Origin of the sequence: Heliorestis acidaminivorans (assembly GCF_008933955.1) — a bacterium.
Classification (GTDB): domain Bacteria; phylum Bacillota; class Desulfitobacteriia; order Heliobacteriales; family Heliobacteriaceae; genus Heliorestis; species Heliorestis acidaminivorans.
In genome coordinates this window covers 137,533-157,756 of sequence record NZ_WBXO01000002.1, presented here as the reverse complement: position 1 = coordinate 157,756, position 20,224 = coordinate 137,533, and the positions used below count along the sequence as shown (strand labels likewise).

20 protein-coding genes are annotated in these 20,224 nt (G+C 45.4%); all 20 read left to right on the top strand.

Going from position 1 to position 20,224, the window contains the following annotated elements; translation table 11 throughout:
• Positions 1–278: 278 nt before the first annotated feature.
• Positions 279–560, top strand: a complete 282-nt coding sequence (locus tag F9B85_RS03665; RefSeq protein WP_151618655.1) for an AbrB/MazE/SpoVT family DNA-binding domain-containing protein — start codon at positions 279–281, stop codon at positions 558–560.
• Positions 561–632: 72 nt separating this feature from the next.
• Complete coding sequence (locus F9B85_RS03660; protein WP_151618653.1) at positions 633–1,397, top strand: head maturation protease, ClpP-related; 765 nt, start codon at positions 633–635, stop codon at positions 1,395–1,397.
• 4 nt (positions 1,398–1,401) lie between these two features.
• Complete coding sequence (locus tag F9B85_RS03655; protein ID WP_151618651.1) at positions 1,402–2,598, top strand: phage major capsid protein; 1,197 nt, start codon at positions 1,402–1,404, stop codon at positions 2,596–2,598.
• A 25-nt stretch (positions 2,599–2,623) separates the two neighbouring features.
• On the top strand, positions 2,624–3,187 hold the full coding sequence (locus tag F9B85_RS03650) for a head-tail connector protein (RefSeq protein WP_151618649.1): 564 nt from the start codon (positions 2,624–2,626) through the stop codon (positions 3,185–3,187).
• Between the two features lie 3 nt (positions 3,188–3,190).
• On the top strand, positions 3,191–3,526 hold the full coding sequence (locus tag F9B85_RS03645) for a phage head closure protein (RefSeq protein ID WP_151618647.1): 336 nt from the start codon (positions 3,191–3,193) through the stop codon (positions 3,524–3,526).
• Complete coding sequence (locus tag F9B85_RS03640) at positions 3,507–3,878, top strand: HK97-gp10 family putative phage morphogenesis protein (RefSeq protein ID WP_151618645.1); 372 nt, start codon at positions 3,507–3,509, stop codon at positions 3,876–3,878. Before F9B85_RS03645 ends, F9B85_RS03640 begins: the two co-directional genes overlap by 20 nt.
• A complete protein-coding gene (locus tag F9B85_RS03635; RefSeq protein WP_151618643.1) occupies positions 3,875–4,219 on the top strand; it encodes a hypothetical protein in 345 nt (114 codons plus the stop codon). Before F9B85_RS03640 ends, F9B85_RS03635 begins: the two co-directional genes overlap by 4 nt.
• Complete coding sequence (locus F9B85_RS03630) at positions 4,207–4,779, top strand: major tail protein (RefSeq protein ID WP_151618641.1); 573 nt, start codon at positions 4,207–4,209, stop codon at positions 4,777–4,779. Before F9B85_RS03635 ends, F9B85_RS03630 begins: the two co-directional genes overlap by 13 nt.
• Before the next feature lie 68 nt (positions 4,780–4,847).
• Positions 4,848–5,147, top strand: coding sequence for a phage tail assembly chaperone G (gpG, locus tag F9B85_RS03625; protein ID WP_151618639.1), 300 nt, complete (start codon positions 4,848–4,850; stop codon positions 5,145–5,147).
• An 11-nt stretch (positions 5,148–5,158) separates the two neighbouring features.
• A complete protein-coding gene (locus F9B85_RS14295; protein ID WP_170270150.1) occupies positions 5,159–5,314 on the top strand; it encodes a hypothetical protein in 156 nt (51 codons plus the stop codon).
• A gap of 45 nt (positions 5,315–5,359) precedes the next feature.
• Entirely contained in the window at positions 5,360–7,882 is a 2,523-nt protein-coding gene (locus tag F9B85_RS03620) for a phage tail tape measure protein (RefSeq protein ID WP_151618637.1), read from the top strand.
• Entirely contained in the window at positions 7,882–8,589 is a 708-nt protein-coding gene (locus F9B85_RS03615; RefSeq protein ID WP_151618635.1) for a distal tail protein Dit, read from the top strand. Before F9B85_RS03620 ends, F9B85_RS03615 begins: the two co-directional genes overlap by 1 nt.
• The gene (locus F9B85_RS03610; protein WP_151618634.1) at positions 8,589–10,121 is read left to right on the top strand and encodes a phage tail spike protein; all 1,533 of its coding nucleotides are present in this window, start codon (positions 8,589–8,591) and stop codon (positions 10,119–10,121) included. The genes F9B85_RS03615 and F9B85_RS03610 overlap by 1 nt, the downstream gene beginning before the upstream one ends.
• Complete coding sequence (locus F9B85_RS03605; protein WP_151618632.1) at positions 10,118–11,185, top strand: hypothetical protein; 1,068 nt, start codon at positions 10,118–10,120, stop codon at positions 11,183–11,185. The genes F9B85_RS03610 and F9B85_RS03605 overlap by 4 nt, the downstream gene beginning before the upstream one ends.
• Positions 11,186–11,503: 318 nt before the next feature.
• A complete protein-coding gene (locus F9B85_RS03600; RefSeq protein ID WP_151619080.1) occupies positions 11,504–11,917 on the top strand; it encodes a phage holin family protein in 414 nt (137 codons plus the stop codon).
• A complete protein-coding gene (locus F9B85_RS03595; protein WP_151618630.1) occupies positions 11,883–12,914 on the top strand; it encodes an N-acetylmuramoyl-L-alanine amidase in 1,032 nt (343 codons plus the stop codon). The genes F9B85_RS03600 and F9B85_RS03595 overlap by 35 nt, the downstream gene beginning before the upstream one ends.
• Positions 12,915–13,137: 223 nt before the next feature.
• The gene (locus F9B85_RS03590; RefSeq protein WP_151618628.1) at positions 13,138–14,781 is read left to right on the top strand and encodes a recombinase family protein; all 1,644 of its coding nucleotides are present in this window, start codon (positions 13,138–13,140) and stop codon (positions 14,779–14,781) included.
• Positions 14,774–16,459, top strand: coding sequence for a recombinase family protein (locus F9B85_RS03585; RefSeq protein WP_151618626.1), 1,686 nt, complete (start codon positions 14,774–14,776; stop codon positions 16,457–16,459). The genes F9B85_RS03590 and F9B85_RS03585 overlap by 8 nt, the downstream gene beginning before the upstream one ends.
• Before the next feature lie 115 nt (positions 16,460–16,574).
• Entirely contained in the window at positions 16,575–17,276 is a 702-nt protein-coding gene (locus tag F9B85_RS03580) for a recombinase family protein (RefSeq protein ID WP_170270148.1), read from the top strand.
• A gap of 12 nt (positions 17,277–17,288) precedes the next feature.
• On the top strand, positions 17,289–20,222 hold the full coding sequence (locus F9B85_RS03575) for a recombinase family protein (RefSeq protein ID WP_170270147.1): 2,934 nt from the start codon (positions 17,289–17,291) through the stop codon (positions 20,220–20,222).
• Positions 20,223–20,224 lie beyond the last annotated feature (2 nt).

Here is a 20,224-nt window from a genome sequence, read left to right as displayed (position 1 = left end):
TATATAAGTGAAAAAATGGTATAATCGCTAAAGCGAAAGGCGCATTGAATATCCAACTGCCGAAAGGGCAACCGAATAATACTTACGTCACCATAGGAAGGCAAGGGTAATGCCTGAATCCAAATATTCCATTTATGGGGGGAGTAGAACTATATGTTTTACTCCCTTTTTATGTTCAAACGAGGTTGAGTGATTGGTAGGGAAATAGTGGTTGAGCTTATTCGACCTATAGAGCATACTAGAAGCTAAGAAGCAGGGTGAATAGGAGATGCTTGCAAATGGAAATCGCGAAAGTGATGGCTAAAGGTCAAGTAACCATACCGATGAGTGTCAGAAAGAAGCTTAATCTCAAAGAAGGGGATAAAGTCGCTTTCATAGAGAAAGACGGAGTTATACTGATTGCCAACTCAACGATGATGGCACTTCTGCAAGTGCAAGACGCCTTTGAAGGTGAAGCAAAAAGGCTTGGTCTTGAGTCTGAAGAAGATGTGGTAGCCTTGGTCAAAGAAGTCAGAAGAGAAATGTGTGAAGAAAAGCAGGACAAAACACCAAAAAACTAACTTTATAAAAAGCTTTCCCCCAGACGTTTATCACAACGTCTTTTTTTTATGCCCAAAAAAGGAGGCTACGAGATGGACAAATTTTGGCGCTGGGCAACCAACGAAGCCAGTGAAAAACCGATACGAACCTTGCACATGGAAGGCTACATCGCTGAAACCTCTTGGTTCGACGATGACATCACGCCCAAGCAATTTAAGGCTGAACTATACGAAGGAGGTGATCCTTCCGATGACATCATCGTAAAGATCCACTCGCCCGGTGGCGACTGCTTTGCAGCCGCTCAAATCTACAACATGCTCAAAGAATACCCGGGACGAGTAAGCGTCCACGTCGATGGCTTGGCTGCCAGTGCCGCTTCCGTCATCGCCATGGCCGGTGACGAAGTCTGCCTTTCACCCTTATCTGTTTTGATGATCCACAATCCTGCCATGTTCATCGCCGGTGAAGTATCTGATCTTGAAGCCGGCATCAACTTGTTAAACGAAGTCAAAGAAAGCATCATCAATGCCTATCAACTGAAGACAGGACTTTCTCGAACCAAGATCTCTCACATGATGAATGCCGAAACATGGATGAGCGCCCACAAAGCCATCGAATTAAAGTTTGCCGACCGATTGCTCTATACAGACGAGTCGACTGGTGAAGCATCTGGCGCTTTTATCTTTGACAAGCTCACCGTCACCAACGCCTTAATCAACAAGTTGCCGACGGCTAGACGAAAAAAATCTGATTCAGAGAAGCAGAAGCATGAGGCTCTTGATAGAGTCACCTCTGACAGAACCATCCCCGTCGCTCAGCTGCACAAGCGGCTGGAACTGATCAAAAACTGGAGGTAAAACAATGAGTCGAATGCAAGAGCTAAGAGAAAAACGAGCCAAAGTCTGGGATCAAACCAAGAAGTTTTTAGACGAGCGCCGCCAAGAAAATGGCCTCATTTCTCCCGAAGACAACGCCACCTACGAAAAGATGGAACAAGAAGTGGTCGACCTCGGCAAAGAAATCGAGCGCCTCGAGCGCCAAGAACGACTGGACCGCGAACTAGCCACCGCTACTTCACAAACTTTATCCCATCGCCCTGAACAAAGAGGAGCAGAAAAAACAGGCCGCGCCACAGAAAACTACAAAGAAGCCTTTTGGGGCGCCATGCGCAACAAAGTAAACCCTTCGGTGCAAAATGCGCTACAGATCGGTCAAGATTCAGAAGGCGGCTATCTCGTTCCTGATGAATATGAGCGCCAGTTAATTTCCGCTCTAGAAGAAGCAAACGTACTGCGCCAGCTCTGCCATGTCATCAGCACCAGCCATGGTGACAGAAAAATCCCTGTCGTAGCCAGCCAGGGTACGGCCGCTTGGATGGATGAAGCAGGGCCTTTTACAGAAAGTGACGACACTTTCAGCCAAGTGAGCCTTTCTGCCTACAAAGTCGGTACGATGCTCAAAGTTTCGGATGAACTTTTACATGACGCCTTTTTTGACCTAGAAAACTACATTGCCGGCGAGTTTGCCCGCCGAATCGGAGCGGCCGAAGAAGAAGCCTTCCTTTTAGGCGATGGCCAGAACAAACCAACGGGACTCTTGCATAACATCGGCGGCGCCCCCATTGGTGTCAATGCAGCCAGCGCCACAGCCATCACCATGGATGAGATTATCGATCTCTACCACAGCTTGCCTGCTCCTTATCGCAAAAAAGCCACCTTCGTTCTCAATGACAGCACCATCAAAAAGATCCGCAAGCTCAAAGACGGACAAGGCCAGTTCTTATGGCAGCCCTCAGTAACAGCCGGCACGCCAGACACCATCTTAAACCGCCCTGTCGTCACATCCCAGTACATGCCCGAAGGCGGCGCCGGACAAAAAACGATCCTCTTTGGAGATTTCAGCTACTATTGGATCGCCGATCGCCAAGGCCGCACCTTCAAGCGCTTAAACGAACTCTATGCCGCCAACGGCCAAGTCGGTTTCTTAGCTTGGCAGCGCTTAGATGGCAAACTGATCCTGCCTGAAGCCATGGTAGCTCTGCAGCAAAAGTCAGCCTAAAGGATTGAAGAAAAAAGGTGAGGCCATGGACGTAATAACCCTTCAGGAGCATCAACAAGCGATTCTTACTTTAGATGAAGTTAAGATACACTTGAGAGTTGAGTCGGATTTAGAAGATGCCTATATAGAAAGCCTGATCGCCTCGGCCATTGACTTTTGCGAAAACTTCACCAGACGAAGCCTCATCGAGCGGCACGTCCTTTTCATCGATCACCACTTTCCTCATGGGTCGATTCAATTACCTCTTTACCCTGTGCAAGAGATTGTAAAAATCACCTACCAGGATAGAAATGATGTAACCAAAGAACTGCCGGCCAGTGACTACAACAGCGCCTTGCTTTTAGAGCCACCGCTAATTGCACCGCGAAAACCCTGGCCGACAGACCTTTCTTTTTTGCCCGGCTCTTTGCGCATCGAAGCGGTGGTAGGTTATAAAAAAGTGCCTCTTAGCATCAAACAAGCCATTCTCCTACTTTGCGGTCACTTTTATGAAAACCGAGAAGTGATGCGCGACAATTACGCTCATGGCAGTGAGATCCCCTTTTCCGTATCGGCTCTGCTTTACCCCTATAAAGTCTTGAGGTGGTAGCTTTTGATCGGTCAACTAAAAGAGCGCATCACTTTACAGAAAAAGATCCTATCCAAAACAGCCAACGGCTTTGAAGTTGAATCGTGGCAAGATGTCTGCACCCTTTGGGCTTCTGTTTCGAACCTGCGAGGTCGTGAGTTTTTTGCCGCCGCTGCTGTGCAAGCCGAAAAAACAGTCAAGTTTACGATTCGCTATCAAAAAGATATCGATAGCTCCATGCGCATTCTCTTTCGTGGAAAAGTCTACAACATCACAGCCCTAGACAATATCAACTACGAGAACAAGTACATGGAGATCAAAGCCCGAGAGGTGATACAAGATGACCAGGGTAGAGCTTGAAGGTGTCAATGAACTGTTACGAGAGCTAGAAAAGTTAGGCCAAAAAGGTAGCCGCATCGAAAACAGCGCATTAAGAAAAGCAGGCGATAAAGTTCAAAGTGCCATCCAAGAAGAAGCGCCTACAAGAACAGGCACCTTAAAAAGAAGCATCAGACGCTCCAATGTAAGAACAGAAGGCACAGAAAAGTTTGTAAAAGTCGACCCCGGCAAAGAAGGATGGTACGGCCGATTCGTCGAGTTTGGCACTGTAAAAATGTCGGCCAATCCTTTTATGTCGAGGGGCTATGAAAAGTCTAAAAAAGAGGCCGCTCAAACCATCGCTTCTGAAATGAGAAAAGGGCTGGGGTTATGACGATCAACCAAGAAATACTATTCGCTCTGTCAGGCCTCTCTGTACCTGTCTCATTTCAAACCTACAGCGGCAAAGCCGACACCTACATCACTTTTTTCACCTACTTAGACAAAGCAGAACAACATGCCGATGATCGAGAAGTTGCTACAGGCCATTATGTTCAAATCGATATTTGGAGCAGAGGCGACTATACAGTCTTGGTGCAAGAAGTTCACAACCAGATGGAGAAGGCAGGCTTTCAAAAGATCAGCTTCACGGACCTCTATGAAAAGGACTTAAAAATCTATCACAAAGTGATGCGTTATCTAAAAGTAAAGGAGGCATCAACATGGCCCAAGTAGGACTGAAGGATCTACACTTTGCCCTTTTAATAGAAGATAGTCAGGGCAATCTCACTTATGAAGCACCGGAGCCTTTAATTGGCGCCATCAATGCTACCATCAATCCAACCGTCAACAGCCAAGAGCTTTATGCAGACGATCAACTCTGGGAGTCAGTCTCTGCTTTAGGCAAAATTGACGTAGAAATTGAAACAGCCGATCTACCCTTACAAGCTCGCGCCAAAATAGGCGGCCACAGCATTGAAAATGGCGTCTTAATCGAAAAAGCAACTGACCTGGCCCCTTATCTGGCCCTTGGCTTTAAGAGTCTAAAGTCCAACGGCGCCTACCGCTATCTCTGGCTCTTAAAAGGAACTGCCGAGCCCATGGCTGAGGACTACTCCACCAAAGCCGATAGTATCGACCATAAAACACCGAAGCTCAAGCTCACTTTTATGCCTCGCGCCCATGATGGACAGTGGAAACATACAGCCGATGAAGATAACGACGACTTTACTGGCGCAGACACCTGGTTTGATAAAGTGCCGGGCGATATGTCAGAAGAGGGCAGTGGTTATTAAGAGTGTTTTTGTAGAGGCACTTTCATGATTTTGAAAAGTCACATTAGAAAAGAGAGGTGGGCTCATCTGTGAAGATAGAATTAAAAATCGACGGCAAGAACCGAACCTTTATAGCCGACTTTATCAGCGCCCGCATGGTCCGGCGAACGATTGAACTGTCCAAAAGCCTCAACTTTGAAGAGATCACAGCCGATGAGTTAGACATTTTGGTTGACTATCTCGTTCAGCTTTTTGGCAACCAATTTACCATCGACGATGTTTATGATGGCCTGCCTTCAAAAGAACTGATTCCTACTTTGATGGGATGCATCCAAGAAGTAGTCGGTGAAATGGGGACAGTGACGCAAGGTGATCCAAAAAAGATCTAAAAGGGGCGCCCATGGACCCCCGGGATTTTATGGATCAATTTTATCTATCTCTCTTAGAGCAAGGCTGGACATTACCTGAAATCGACGAGATGGACATCTTCTACTATCTCCAACTCTTAAAACGCAAAATGGAAAAGCCCCAAAGCTATATCGATGAAATTCTCTAGCACCTTCCAAAAGGTGTATTTTTTATGCCTCAAGGAGGTGGTGAGATGTCCGACATCGGTAGCTTAACGGTACGAATCGGCTTAGACTCCATGGGCTTTCAAAACGGCATTAGCTTGCTAAACCGAGAAATGCGCAGAGTGCAAGCCGAGTTTAAGCTGGCCAGTGCACAAATGGGCAACCACGGTAGTGCTCTCGATAGACTGCGCCTACAATCACAGTCTTTGACAAAGCAAAAAGAAATCCAAAAACAAAGAGTGTCTGTTTTAGAACAAGCCCATAGAAAAGCCGTTGAAACAAAAGGCAAAGACGCCAAAGCGACAGCGGAGTTAGAGATTAAGCTCAACAACGCTAAAGCGAAACTCGTGCAGTTAGAGCAAGACGTAGCAAAAGTCAATCGAGAAATCGAGATTCAATCGTCCCAGTGGCACAAACTCGGCAAAAGCTTAGAGCCTGTAGGTAAGTCCATGGAAGATGTCGGCAAGAAGATGGAAAGTGTGGGGCAAGGCCTGACCACCAAAGTCACCTTACCCCTTGCCGGCATTGGCGCTGCCGCAATTAAGATCGGCTCCGACTTTCAAGCTGAGATGAGCAAAGTGCAAGCCATCTCCGGTGCCACCGGTGAAGATCTGGAAAAGCTGAGCAACAAAGCAAAAGAGATGGGCTCTAGCACCAAATTTAGCGCCAGTCAATCGGCAGAAGCGCTAAACTACATGGCCATGGCCGGTTGGGACACGAACCAAATGCTAGAAGGACTCGATGGTGTCATGATGCTCGCCGCCGCCAGTGGAGAAAGCCTCGCTTCTGTATCTGACATATTAACCGATGCCCTCACCGCCTTTGGCATGCAAGCGAGCGAAGCCGGCGAATTTGCCGACTTGCTAGCCAGTGCTTCCAGTAACGCCAACACCAATGTAGGTATGTTGGGTGAGTCTTTCAAATATGTAGCTCCGATCTTTGGTTCTTTAGGCTACTCCGCTGAAGACGCAGCCTTGGCTTTGGGGTTGATGGCCAATGCGGGGATTAAAGGAAGTCAATCGGGTACATCTTTGCGCGGTGCTATCACTCGTTTGGGCAAACCAACAGCCGCTGCCGGAGCGCTACTTCGAGAGCTTGGTGTGTCTATGACCGATGCCCATGGCGAGTTGCTTCCTTTTAAAGGAGTAATGGATCAGCTCCGATCCTCTTTTGGCAACCTCTCTCAAGAACAGCAAGCTCAATACGCGGCCACCATTTTTGGTCAAGAAGCGATGAGCGGTATGCTCGCGATCATCAATGCTACCGAAGAGGACTATCAAAAACTGACCGACGCCACAAGAAACTACAATGGCGCTGCTGCCGAAATGGCAGAGATTATGCAAGACAACTTGCAAGGACAATTGACCATTCTCAAGTCTCAACTAGAAGGGGTGGCCATTGAGATTTTTGAAATCTTACTGCCCCATCTGATGCGACTCGTTTCGCTGTTGCAAAAAGTGGTAGCCTGGTTTGCAAACTTAAGCCCGGCCACCCAAGAGATCATCGTCAAAATCGCTCTTCTAGTGGCTGCTTTAGGGCCGGCTTTGGTTATCGGCGGTAAAATCGTCGCCTCTGCTGGTGCGGTTATCAGTGCTTTTAGTAAAATCTCTCTTGCCTTAGCGGGAAAAACAACGGCCATCGCAGGCGCTTCTGCCGCTGCCAGTGCTTTAGTGGCTATTAAAGGCTTCTTGGCCGCTGCTTTTACAGCATTAACAGGCCCTATTGGGATCGCCATCGCTGCTTTTATAGCTATCACCGCCGTTGGCATCGCCCTTTGGAAGAACTGGGATACCATTCAAGAAAAAGCTGCTGCTCTCGGTGAAGCCATTGCTTTGCGCTGGGAGATGATGCGCAATTTTACGGCACAGACCTTTGGCCATATCAGTAGTACCATAGCTTCAACCTGGGAGAGCGTCAGAACGAGAATGACAGAGTTGTGGAATGGGCTGCAAAACAGCACCACAACAGCTTGGAGCCAGATCCAAGGAACGATTGAAGCCAACGGTGGCGGGATTCGAGGCGTCTTGCTAACCTATACCCAAATTTATCAAAGCCTCTGGAGAGAAGCCCTCTCTATGATGGATCGCTTAACAAGCGGATCATTCTCTGCCATTGCCAATCATGTAAGCCATGCTTTTACGCGCATTAGAAGTTCCATTCACGATGGCGTCGAGAGCATTCGTCAGTGGAATGCCACGACGGTGCGAGAGAAAGTGTTCAGCGTTACGGAACGAGTCAGGCAAGTATTTTCCGGTGGGGCGCAATCAGGCGCAGTAGCTCGCAACTATAGCGGTACGAGCTTTTTCCAAGGCGGTTGGACCATGGTGGGAGAGCTGGGGCCAGAACTGGTGCAACTGCCACGAGGAGCGAAAATCTACAATGACCAGCAAACAAAGCAAATGCTTGATCAAGGTTCATCTTCATCCAGTGGTTCTGGCTTTAACATAACGATTGAGCAGTTTATCAACAACTCAAGCCAAGACATTGAGCGACTGGCTTATGAACTGGAATTTTATCGCCAGAGAATTGCGCTAGGAAGGGGGCGGCGGTAATGTTGAGTTTTACTTTTGACGGCAAAGAAAGTTATAAAGACTTTGGCTTGGTCATTGTAAAAAGACCGACTTTGCCATCGCCAAAAAGAAGAGTGCACTTCATGGACATTCCAGGGCGCCACTCTGCTGTGCGCTATGATGAAAAGACCTACGAGGACATTACCATCTTGGTTGAATGCGCTTTGCTAGCAAGAAAGAATCTCGTCAGCCGCCTCGACGCCATCAAAGGCTGGCTTTTTGCAGCCGGCGAGAGTGATCTTATCTTTTCTTTTCAAGATGACAAAAAATATCGAGCCCAAGTAGTCAATGCCATCGACTTCACGCAAGTCTATCGATACGCTTCTACCTTTCCCATACTCTTTCATTGCCGCCCTTTCAAATACGCACTTGTAAACAATATGATTACAATTACAGCAAGTGGTCAATATGTTTACAATCCCGGTACCGTAGAGAGCGAGCCGGTGTTGACCATTTTTGGCCAAGGCAATGTGACAGTGACCATCAACGGCGAGAGAATCGAACTTTTTGATGTAGATGGCAAAATCATCGTCAACTCAGAACTCAAAGATTGCTATGACGATGCGCTCCAAAACAGCAACAACCAGATGGCCGGCAATTTTCCGATTCTGAAGCGAGGCGACAACCACATTACTTGGACAGGCAACGTTCAAAAAATAGAGCTTCTTCCAAACTGGCGGTGGCTCTAATGATCCTTGTCTATGACAAAAAGGAAAGCAACTTTTCTAGAAACGGCTTAGCTGTGTTACAAGAATGCGAAAGCTGCACCATCATGGAAAAGCTAAATGGCCTCTATGAATTGAATCTCGCCTATCCTCTGCACTTGAAAAAAGCAGCCTACTTACAACCTTTTAACATTATCAAAGCAGAGGGCCAGCTCTTTCGCCTGTACCACGTAGAAAAAGACAGCCGGAGAAATCTTCTTTATGCCAAAGGGCGCCATATCTTTTATGATCTGGCCCATTTTTTTATTGAAGACAAAAGAGCCGTTGATAAAACTTGCCTAGAAGCGATGAATATGGTGCTGCAAGAGACAGGCCTTTCTGATTTGTATCAAATTGATAGTGATATTAGTGACAAGCAAACGCAGTATGTAATCCAAAAAAATGGGGCAGAAGCTTTTTTCCTTATCGTCAACCGCTGGCGTGGCGAGCTTTATCGAGATAACTTTTCCATCACCATCAAAAAGCCCCAGCCTAACAACAAGGGCGTGACAGTGCAGTACGGTAAAAACGTTCTCGGCATCACAGAAAAAATCAGTGCCGATGAAGTGGTTACCGTTATCTATCCAGTTGGTGCTAGGGGCTTAACTTTGCCTGAAAAATATGTAACTGCTACATCAAGTGGCAGCACTGCTTCAAGTGACAGTAGCACGCCTAGTGGCGATACTATGCCAAGTGACACCACTACGCCAAGTTACAGCACTACGTCAATTGACCCCGATGACTTTCCTGACTTCCCACTGATCAAGAAAGTAGAATTTCTCGACGCGGAAGATGAAGAGACACTACGGCAAGAAGCGCTAGACTATCTAGCCAAGCACAGCACCTTTAGCGTCAACTATCAAATCGATTTCATTCAACTTGCTCAAACAGCAGAATATGAAAATTACCAATCGCTCTTACAAGTCAAAGTAGGAGACACCGTCACAGTCAAGCACAAGCTCTTAGGCTTGAATTTTACGATCAAAGTGATCGCCCTGGAGAAAGATTTGCTGAGCGCCCAAAACAGCAAAGTCGAGCTGGGCGAGCCTCTTTACACCTTGGATCAATACATTGAAGAGTTCAGAGAGAATGTCCATCACACTTTTGAAAAAGTCGATTATTCTTTTGAGCGAGTCGATCATTCCTTTGAGGCAGTGAATCATTCTGTAGGGGGCATCCAAGAACAGATTGAACAGCTGGGCAAATCATCAACCATCGTTAAAAGCCTAACCATGGATAGCCAATTTTTTTACGTGACCTATGCAGTAGAAAAAGGCGATGTTCGTCAATTTAGTGCCAAGTACAGCTACAGCACCGACGGCAGTGGACAGATTACAAGCATCACCTTGGAAGAGATTTTTACAGAGTTTTTGTTAAAAGAAGTATCAACCTTGCTCGTCGAGAATGAGACTTTTGAAGTCACTTATGTGGATGGCACTGTGGCGACTTACAATTATTCAACCGATAGCACCGGCCGCATTACAGGCATTGAAAAAGTGGAGGGGGAGACGTCATGACCTATCGCAGCAACTTCAACAACCCCTTGGTTCTTTGGACAGCTTTTGGCGGTCGAGGCACGCTTCTTCCTCCCAAGCCAGTCTTGCAATGGCAAAAGAAATACTACAATGACTTTGGCTATAGTCGCCATCAAAGTGAAAATAGAATTTCCGTACACAACAATGGCCAAGCCCAGATATGTGTCTACCATGCCCGAACGCCCTATATGTCCTACTTTAACCACTCGACAAAACGGTGGACTGTCGTCGGTGTATCCTGGTGGAGCCATGGCGTACCGGAAATTCTATGGGCCGGTGATGGCGTTTTTCTAGCCAAGATCACTGGTTTTGGTAACATCATCGCTTCTTTCAACGGAATCACCTGGCATAACGCCGGTTACTGCCTCAATGCGCAAAGTGAGATGATCACAGGCGCTTATGATATGAATCGAAATAGCGGCATTGTAGGCTGGTGGTTTGCCCGCTCGCCTCTTTATTACAGTTTTGATTCGCTAACAGAAAGAACGGAGTGGACCTTGGTCGGTGCCGATGGCTTTTCTGTTCCTGTCTTTAACTCTCTTACAGCCCATAAAGATCGATTTGTAGGTGTGGTGGACAATCGGCGCGAGATTGCAACAGCCAGTTCAGCCAGTCCTGGTACATGGAATAAAACGATTGAAGAAGATGATCAGAGCATCCGCTACGCTTTGATTCGTTCTGTTCACAATAAGCTCTTTGGGCGACGTTATTGGTCCGTTGGTTTTAACAGCCATCAGATTCAACTTTGTGTGCTCAATGATAACGCAACGGAAGTGACGGAAACGAACCTATCTTTTGTCGGTTCTTTAGATGACAATCGTGCGCCCAATCCGGAAAACATCATCTGGATGGAACAGTGGGGAAGATACCTGCTCTTTAGCGAGAACAGGATCTACCTATCCGCCGATGGCCTTGAATGGGAGAGCTGGGAGCAAACAGGCTTTACCACCGCTGCTGACCATGCTTTTCGAGGCGCAATCTATGTACCAGGCAATGGTTTTTATATTACTGTAAATGGTGGATATGTTTATTTTGCTTCCTATTAAATAGAGGATATTATGCAGCAAGCTCACTCTAACAGAAAAGGATCATTAGACAGATAAAAGCTACAAAAATAGGGACTTGTTGAAATCGCTAGCTATAGTATGCAAACCAATACCTAATGCCCAATACCCAATACCCAATACCCAATACCTATACAGACTTTCTAGATGCCTGATGACAAGACTGTCAGAGGCATCTTTTTATATAGAAGAAATAGAAGAACTTAAAAGAAGCTAAAAGAAACAAGAACAGATTACCAGGAGTGAAAGAGAAGGAGGTGCTTTACCTTGGTAAATGGAGATTTTTTGGGATATCTGAAAATGGCTTTTGCAGCCATCGGTGCTTTCCTCGGCTGGTTTCTTGGCAGTTATGATGGCTTTTTGTACGCCTTGATTATGTTCATCGTGCTAGATTACATCACCGGCCTTATGGTTGCTTACGTTACCAAAGAGATTTCCAGTCATATTGGCTCTAAAGGTATCTTCAAAAAGGTCGTTATCTTTATCCTCGTTGGTGTTGCTCAGATTATTGATAGCCAGATTATCGGTGAGGGCTCTGTGATTCGCACAGCCGTCATCTTTTTTTATCTCTCCAATGAAGGGATTAGCATCATAGAAAACGCTGGCAAACTGGGACTGCCTATTCCCGCCAAGCTCAGAGATTCGATGGAACAGCTCAAGGACAAAGAGGAGGAAAGAGATGAACCTAGGCCTGAAAATCGGAACGATACTTAACAGCAAATATATGACCAACAACGATTGCTTCCGAGCCGGTCGAAAAATCAGCCCCAAAGGCATTATGATTCACTCCACAGCCACGCCTGGTGTAAAGGCCGCCGCTTGGTTTAACCTCTGGAACAAATCCTATCAAGCCGGCGAAACGAACCGCCAAGTTTGTGTCCATGCTTTTGTAGATGATCAGGAAATCTGGCAGTACCTCCCCTGGGACCATCGTGGTTGGCATGCCGGTGGAGAAGCCAATAACAGTCACATTGGAATTGAGATCTGCGAACCTGGAGGCTTTCGCTACGCCGACGCCAGCGGCAGTACCATGGTCGATTATGATGTGGCCAAGCAAGAAGCCTACTTTAGAAAGGCTTGGCAAAATGCAGTAGACCTGACAGCGTGGCTTTGCAGAAAGTATGGTCTTAGCGAAGAAGATGTGATCGGCCATGTTGAAGGCTTCAAGAGCGGTATCGCCAGCAATCATGCCGACCCTTTGCATTGGTTTGCCCAACATAAAGAATCGATGGACAGTTATCGCGCTGCAGTAAAAAAAGCGTTAGATGAGGAGCAAGCAGAAAGACCGCTCGGCATAACAGTCGGCACCGTCGTAGCTATAAAGCCTGGTACAAGGCACTATTACCCCGGCGGACCAGCTATTCCCGATTGGGTGATCCAAGGAAGCTACCACAAAGTAACGCAGATCCTTTCTCGAGGAAAGCCTGTTGTCCGAGGCGGCAAAGAATGCGTGCTCTTAGGCAAAAAGATAAACAAAAAGACAGAAGCAGAATCAGCCGGCATCATGACGTGGATTGATAAAGGCGCCCTGATCATCATTGTGCCTACGGCCAAGGAGATAGAAGAACGAGAACCGCCGGCAACGAAGGCTGCGCCGGAAGGAAACAAATACTACCGCGTACAGGTGGGCGCTTTTACGAAAAGAGAAAATGCTGAGGCGCTATTGAAGCAGTTAGAAGCGGCGGGGTTTGCGGGGTATATTCGGAGCTGATGTTTTGGCATTGGCTCCTTTTTTCTTCTATATAAATAGCGGTTTTATCTAAGTATGGTCTTGCTATTAGATTGCTTTTGAGTGATATATACGATGACTCAAAAACCCTAATAACTTTGAAACAAGGGCTTTCAAGGACATATATTTTTTCTCTCACTGATTGAATTATCTACAGACTATTACTTTAACAAACAGAAAGAAACGCAAGGAAGGAGGAATTCTAATGAGAGTCACCTTATTTGGCCAGGATAGTGAGCCGATGATTGGGGAAGGAGCGACGAGTAGGATCGCTTCAAGTTACCCATTAAGGCAACAAAGCATGGGGTTGCAACCCAAGCCTGTAAGAGTGGCGGCCTATGTAAGAGTGAGTACCCTTTCTACGGAACAAGAAGATTCATTAGAAACTCAAACCAATTACTACACAAGACATATTCGTTCAAATCCTTATTATCAAATGGTGGGTATCTACTCCGATCAGGGGAAAAGCGGCACAATGACGACAGGCCGATCGGGTTTTAACCGATTAATGCGGCATGCTTTAGAAGGAAAAATCGACTTGATCCTTTGCAAATCTGTTTCTCGCTTTGCCAGAAATGTTCTAGACACACTCGATACAGTACGAATGCTTAAAGAAAATGGCGTGAGAGTGATCTTCGAAAAAGAAGACATTGACACTGAGAATATGCAAAGTGAATTCATCTTGACGATGATGGCTGCTGTTGCAGAAGAAGAAAGCCACAGCATTTCCCAAAATATAAAATGGTCAAATCTCAAACGGTTAGAGAGAGGAGAGCCCAGCTTCCGTCGGCTACTTGGGTATGTAAGAGACAAAGATGAAAAATGGGTGATCCATCAAAAAGAAGCCAACATTGTGAGAGAAGCATTTGAACTGTGTATAGAAGGGCGTACGCCACCAGAGATTGCAAGACTTTTCATGCGAAAAGGATACGAGACTAGCCATGGGAATAAGGAATGGTCAGGGACTGCCATAAGAGAGATACTCCGAAATACCCAGTATATTGGAGAGGTTATTGGCCAGAAAACATATACCAGAGATCACATCAGCCACAAGAGCAGAAAAAACAAGGGAGAAAGAAATATCTACCTAATTAGCGACCATCATGAACCAATTGTGGATAAAGAAATCTTCGAGCAGGCTCAGGTGAAGCTAAATCAAAGAAACAAGCGGAACAAAGGGGGGAGTAAGAGTAGCTACCCTCTATCTAGCAGAATTGTTTGCGGAACATGCGGTGGAAACTTGCAACGGTTTGTTTGCAGAGGTGTAGTGACTTGGAGATGCGGAAAAAGAATCAAGAGCAACCAACTTTGTTCAATGAGCGGAATCAGAGAAGAAAACGTTGTCAATGCCATGGTAGTAGCACTAAAAAGAAAATATGAGCCAACGGAACAAGATGAGGAAGAGGTTAGAAAAACCATTCTTAAGATGAAAAAAGATATTAAAAACACTGAGATGAAAGGAGATGCCGAGTACAACCAACTCCAAATCAAAGTCGAAAAAATCCTTTTTGAAGAAAGTAAGGCAATCCTAGAGGGACAAGATGAACTGCTAGAGGGTTTAAGAGCAAAAAGGGCTGCAACTGAGCTAGAATTAAAGGAAAAAGAAGAACAGTGGAATCTCATCGAAGCGGACAGCGCATTTAGAAAAGATGCACTTGAAAAGCTTGAAAAGATGTCCTTTCCCGATGTAACATACGACAGATTAATTGATGAATTCAGTGGAATTGAATATGTAAGAGCCTGGGTGATACGTGTGAAAGCGCTATCACCTTTTTTATTTGCCTTCACTTGGATAACGGGGGAGGTAGTCAAAGTTGACTTAAAGAAGGAGATGATACCGATTGAGTGAAAAGCGCTCTCCAAAGGTTAGGGTAATACCTGCAAAAGTTAGAACAGGACGAAATGAAGCAAATGATGATGGGGCAAAGAAGCGAGTTGCCGCCTATGCCAGGATTTCAACAAACGATCCATCTCAAGCAGGAAGTTACGATCTTCAAGTTGCCTACTATACCGACTTTATCAAAAGCAATCCCAACTGGAAGCTCGTCAAAATTTACGCCGATGATGGTATATCAGGAACATCGATCAAGAATCGCTTAGGTTTTCAAAACTTGATCAAAGACTGCTATGAAGGAAAAATAGACTACATTCTCACCAAATCCATCAGTCGATTCGCAAGAAACACTCTCGACTGCCTCAAATTCATAAGAGAGCTTAAGGCATTGGGGATAGGCATTTACTTCGAAAAAGAGAACATCGACACCTTAGACACAAAAAGCGAACTGTTTCTCACCATCCTCTCCTCCATGGCACAGGAAGAGTCCAGAAGCATAAGTCTCAACACAAAATGGTCCATAATGAAGAGATTCCAACGAGGCAACGCCCATATCCCAACAACATACTTCCTAGGCTACGACACCGATGAAAATGGCAACCTTGTCATCAACGAAGAAGAAGCAGCCGTTATCCGAAGAATCTACTCCGAATGCCTCGCCGGCAAAGGAACAGCCTTGATCGCCAAAGGCTTAATGAAAGACGGCATTTTAACAGCCAGAGGCAATAAAAAATGGACACCCGATGCGGTCTATAAGATCTTGACGAATGAAAAATTTACAGGCTCGGCCTTGACTAACAAAACAATAACCATCGATTACTTATCCCACAAACGAATCCGAAATGACGGCAGAGAACAACAATATTTCATTAAAGAACATCACCCCGCCATCATTTCAGAAGAAGATTGGAACGCCGTTCAGCAGGAGCTAAAACGAAGAAACGACATGCTCAGAAACCCCGACGGAAAATACGCACAAAACTATTCCAACAGATCATGCTTTTCCAACATCCTCTATTGCGCCGAGTGCGGCCACCCCATCGTGCGAAGGCGAATGAGCTCACAGAAAAATGGAGAGAAGTACCTTTTCACCGCTTGGCACTGCCGAACGAAAACGCACCCCCAAAAATACAAAGAGGACTGCAAAGCAAGGTACGTCTGGGAATCTGCTCTGGAAAGTGAGTTCATGAATTTGCTAAGCGACTTAAAAGCAGGAAAGGCTGAATTGCTCCAAGATGCTCAGCAAGTCATTGATGAACACGACCTCAGCCCAACAGAAAAAGAGCGCCAATTAAATCTTGCAGCACAGATTAAGCAAATCAATGAGCAGATACAAAAGCTCACAGAACAAAGCAACTCTTCTCTTGCCAACATCTATGAAGCTTCAATCAACCATTTATACTACGAACAAGAGCTACTACAAGCCGAGTACGATGAACTCGATGAGAGGCGACAAACAAGCAAAGATATGGAGCGGCATTTGGAAACATTACTTTCCTATTTAAATAGCCTCGATGAACGAGAAAGCTTCGAAGAACAAGAAAGCTTCGAAGAAGAAGAAGAAGGCCCAGCCTTTCAAGAAGAAATCTTCCGACAGGTCGTGCAGAAAGGCACCATCAATAAAGACCTGAAAGTGACCCTTGAATTCAAATGCGGCATTACCCGAAGCTTTATAGCTAACCGGAAAAAATAAAACCAAGAACCCCCTTGAACTTCTAGCAAGATTGAGTGATAGATAACGTACCTCCCCAGTACCAACAGGTGAGGGAAGATCGCCAATCTTGAATAGAAGAGGAGGGGGTTTTTCTTTGTCCGAGGACATTCTAAAAAACCATGAGTGGAAGGAAGTTCTCTGGAAACCCTTAGCCCAGGAAAAAGCAAGCCTACTAGGATCAGAGCAAAAGATCATCCGAGTTGCCGCTTACGCTAGAACAAGCAAAAAAATCAGCGTGCAATTGCAGTCCTTAGAAATTCAAATTGATTACTTCACTCGATTTGTTCAAATGCAGCCACATTTTAAGCTCGTTTCGATTTATTACGATGAAGGTGTTTCTGGCACCAAAATGGACAACCGCTTAGGCCTGAACCGCTTGTTACGCCATTGTCGAGAAGGAAAGATTGATTACATTGTCACCAAAAGCATATCCAGATTTTCAAGAAACGTAAAAGAGCTTATGGAAGTGGTGAAAGAATTACAAAAACTCAATGTGGGTTTGTATTTTCAAAAAGAAAACCTCGACACTTCAAAAGAGTATAACGAATTTTTACTGGCCACCTATGCGGCCCTTGCTCAAAACGAAGTAGAAACATTAGGCCAAAACGTCAGCTGGGGCTATGAGCAAAGAACCTTACGAGGCGTGCCTAAGTTTGAGCGGATTCTCGGTTACCATGTTTCCCACTATCAAAAAAAGCCCCACATCACCGTTGACGAAGAAGAAGCAATGTACGTTAAAAAAGTCTATCAATTATATCTAGAAGGAAAAAACTACAATGAAATCGCCCAATATTAGATGTTACAAAAAGTGATCAGCTCAAGAGGAAGCGCTGTTTGGGACGGAACAACGGTCAAAAAAATTCTAACCAATGTGACCTATACGGGAAATCGAGTTGCCACATTTAAGTCCAATGATCTTCTAAACAAAGGCAAAGCAACAGAGAGACAGAGCTATTACATTGAGAATAACCATCAAGCCATTATTGACCTGGCCACCTTTGAGGAAGTACAGAAGCGTATCCAAGCGACAGAGTACCAAAAGAATATGAAAAAAGCAGAGTTTCGCTCCTTATCCAGTCGCATCCTCTGCGGGTTATGCGGATGTAACTATCAGTTCTTAAGGGACTATGCTACCCCTTGTTGGCGCTGTAGAAAAGGTAAATATGGCATGGAAATATGCTCTTCTTACAGGCTCTATGAATCAGAACTACTTGAGATGATGAAAGAAGCCTTTAAGAAGCGTTTTGATACCCAGACCTTGAAAGACATCTTCTACCCAATGAAACGACATCATGAACAAGATCAGTACGAACAGCGCCGCTTGCTCTACTTCAGCCGGCTCCGTTTGATCAGAGAGATGGAAAAAAAGGCGCCCGAATGTGAATTGCCTGTAATCCAGGACAAAAAGAAAGAGCTAGAAGAGGAGCTTTTTACCTTTGAAAGTCACCTCAAAAAGATAGAAAAGGACAGGCCTTATCGGGAAGAATCCATCGCTTGGATGAAAAGCATTTCTTCTCTCGATGACTTTTTTGAACAAGCTACCATCGATCGCTTACGAGCATGGATCGTTAGCATGACGATTTATTCAAAAGATTTGTTTCTCGTTCAATGGTATGACCAGCAAGAAACACAGGTAGGAGAAGGCGATACACCTGAGCCACCTAAAACATGGAGGAATCTAAATCACGCCAAGGAGCAATCAAGGAAGGGGGAAGATGTGATAGTCCAGGGGAAAGAAGTTAGCCAGAATGAAGTGTTAGCCCAGAGCGAAGCAATTGTGCAGGTTGTTTTGATTGACCAAGGCGATGGGCGTATTCAGAGTGATGTGATACCCAAAGATGATACACTCATCCAAGGCGATACTTTTAGCCAGAGCGATGCACCTGTGCAGGATAATGTGATTATAAAAGATGATGCGCTCATCCAGAGTGATGTGATAGCCCAAGATAATACATTCATCCAAGGGGATACTCTTGCTCAAAATGATACTCATGTCCACAGAGATGCGCTTACTTCAACCAATAAAGCAAAGATAAACACACCAGCAAAGGGTTATCTAACACGCCAAATAAAAAAAGAGAACATCATCAAAGTGGAGCAGGCTGTTCAAAGAAAGCAGCTAGAAAAACCAAAACTGAGAACAGCCAGCTATTGCAGGGTGTCAACGGAAAAAGACCCCCAACAAATCAGTCTAGAATCGCAAGTTGCCTACTACACTTATCTGATCTTGAAAAACCCTGATATGAGCTTTGCCGGGATCTTTGCCGACAAAGGGCTGTCGGGAACAAAAACCAAAAACAGAACAGAGTTTAATCGGCTCATGCAAAAATGCAAAGAAGGAAAAATCGACCTCATACTAACCAAATCCATCTCAAGGTTTTCTAGAAATACAGTGGACGCACTTTCCTATGCAAGAATGCTAAAGTCACTGGACCCGCCGGTACATATCCACTTTGAACGAGAGAACATCAACACAGCCGATGAAGACAGTGAATTGATGCTAACAATTCTTAGCAGTATGGCCCAAGAAGAAGCGGTCAGCTTAGGCAGCAGTAGCCAATGGGCAAAGCAAAAGTTAGCCGAACAAGGCATTGTCAATGTGAGTCGAGTCCCTTATGGATACGACCTTGATGAAGAGAAAAACTGGGTCATCAACCCTGAACAAGCCGACGTAGTTAGAAGAATCTTTCGATCTTACCTAAACGAAAAGAGTAGCAGAACAATTGCCCGAGAGTTAAGCGAAGAGAAGATTGAATCGGCCAGCGGAAATAACTACTGGCACCAAAACAGTGTCGATTGCATCTTGCAGTCTATCTTTTATAAAGGCTGTTACTTATACCAAAAGACCTATTCACAAGATGCAATCACACAAAAAAGATTGGTCAACAAAGGGGAGCTTCCCCAGTATTACATCGAAGACCACCATCCAGCCATTATCCCACCAGATGATTGGGATGCCGCGCAAGAACTGAGAGAAGTTAGAAAAGCAAAAGTAAAGATCACGCCAAAAGAAAGAAGGGAGCCCCAAAACTTTCATAAAATATTTAGGTGCAGTCAATGCGGAGGAAAGCTGAGCCCTCACACGCAGTACAATCACCAAGACCCGAAGAAAGGTGCAAAGCATTATTGGAGATGCCTTGTCGCTAGAGGGAAAAACAACTTCGCCAAGTGCAATGTTCCGAGCTTTCGCCAAGAGTATCTAGAGCATAATTTTATGACCGCATTGCTGGAGATGAAAGCAAATGAACGATTTCAGATAGAGGCAGAAGCTGTAGCAGCGAAGACCGATTTAACGAGTGAAGAGCTTGCTGAAGTGAAAGCGATTAAAGCAAAGATGGAGCAACTCAACCAAGAACTATATGAAGCAGTAGATGAGGAGCTAAACAAAGCAGGCCAAGACACCAAAAAGGTCGAAGCGTTGACCGCACAGATCGTAAAATGCAAAGAGCAGCTAGATGAGTATGAAGAGCGAAAAGAAAAGGCCGAAAAGTATCGAGATGAACTAAAGTGGCTCATGAAAGAATTAGAGGACTTGGAGGAGTTTGATCCGCTCAAGCACCGAGTGGACTTTCGAGCAGATATCTTCGAGCGCCTTGTAGAAAGTGGCGTTGTTCATCCCGACGGCCGGATTGTCTATACACTAAGCACAGGAGTCGAGTGGGAGTGCTATCTTGAAGAGAAGCGATCCTATAAGTTGAAGGTGAAAGGGCAGAGAAAGGAAAGGGTTCCTAAGAAAAAATGAAT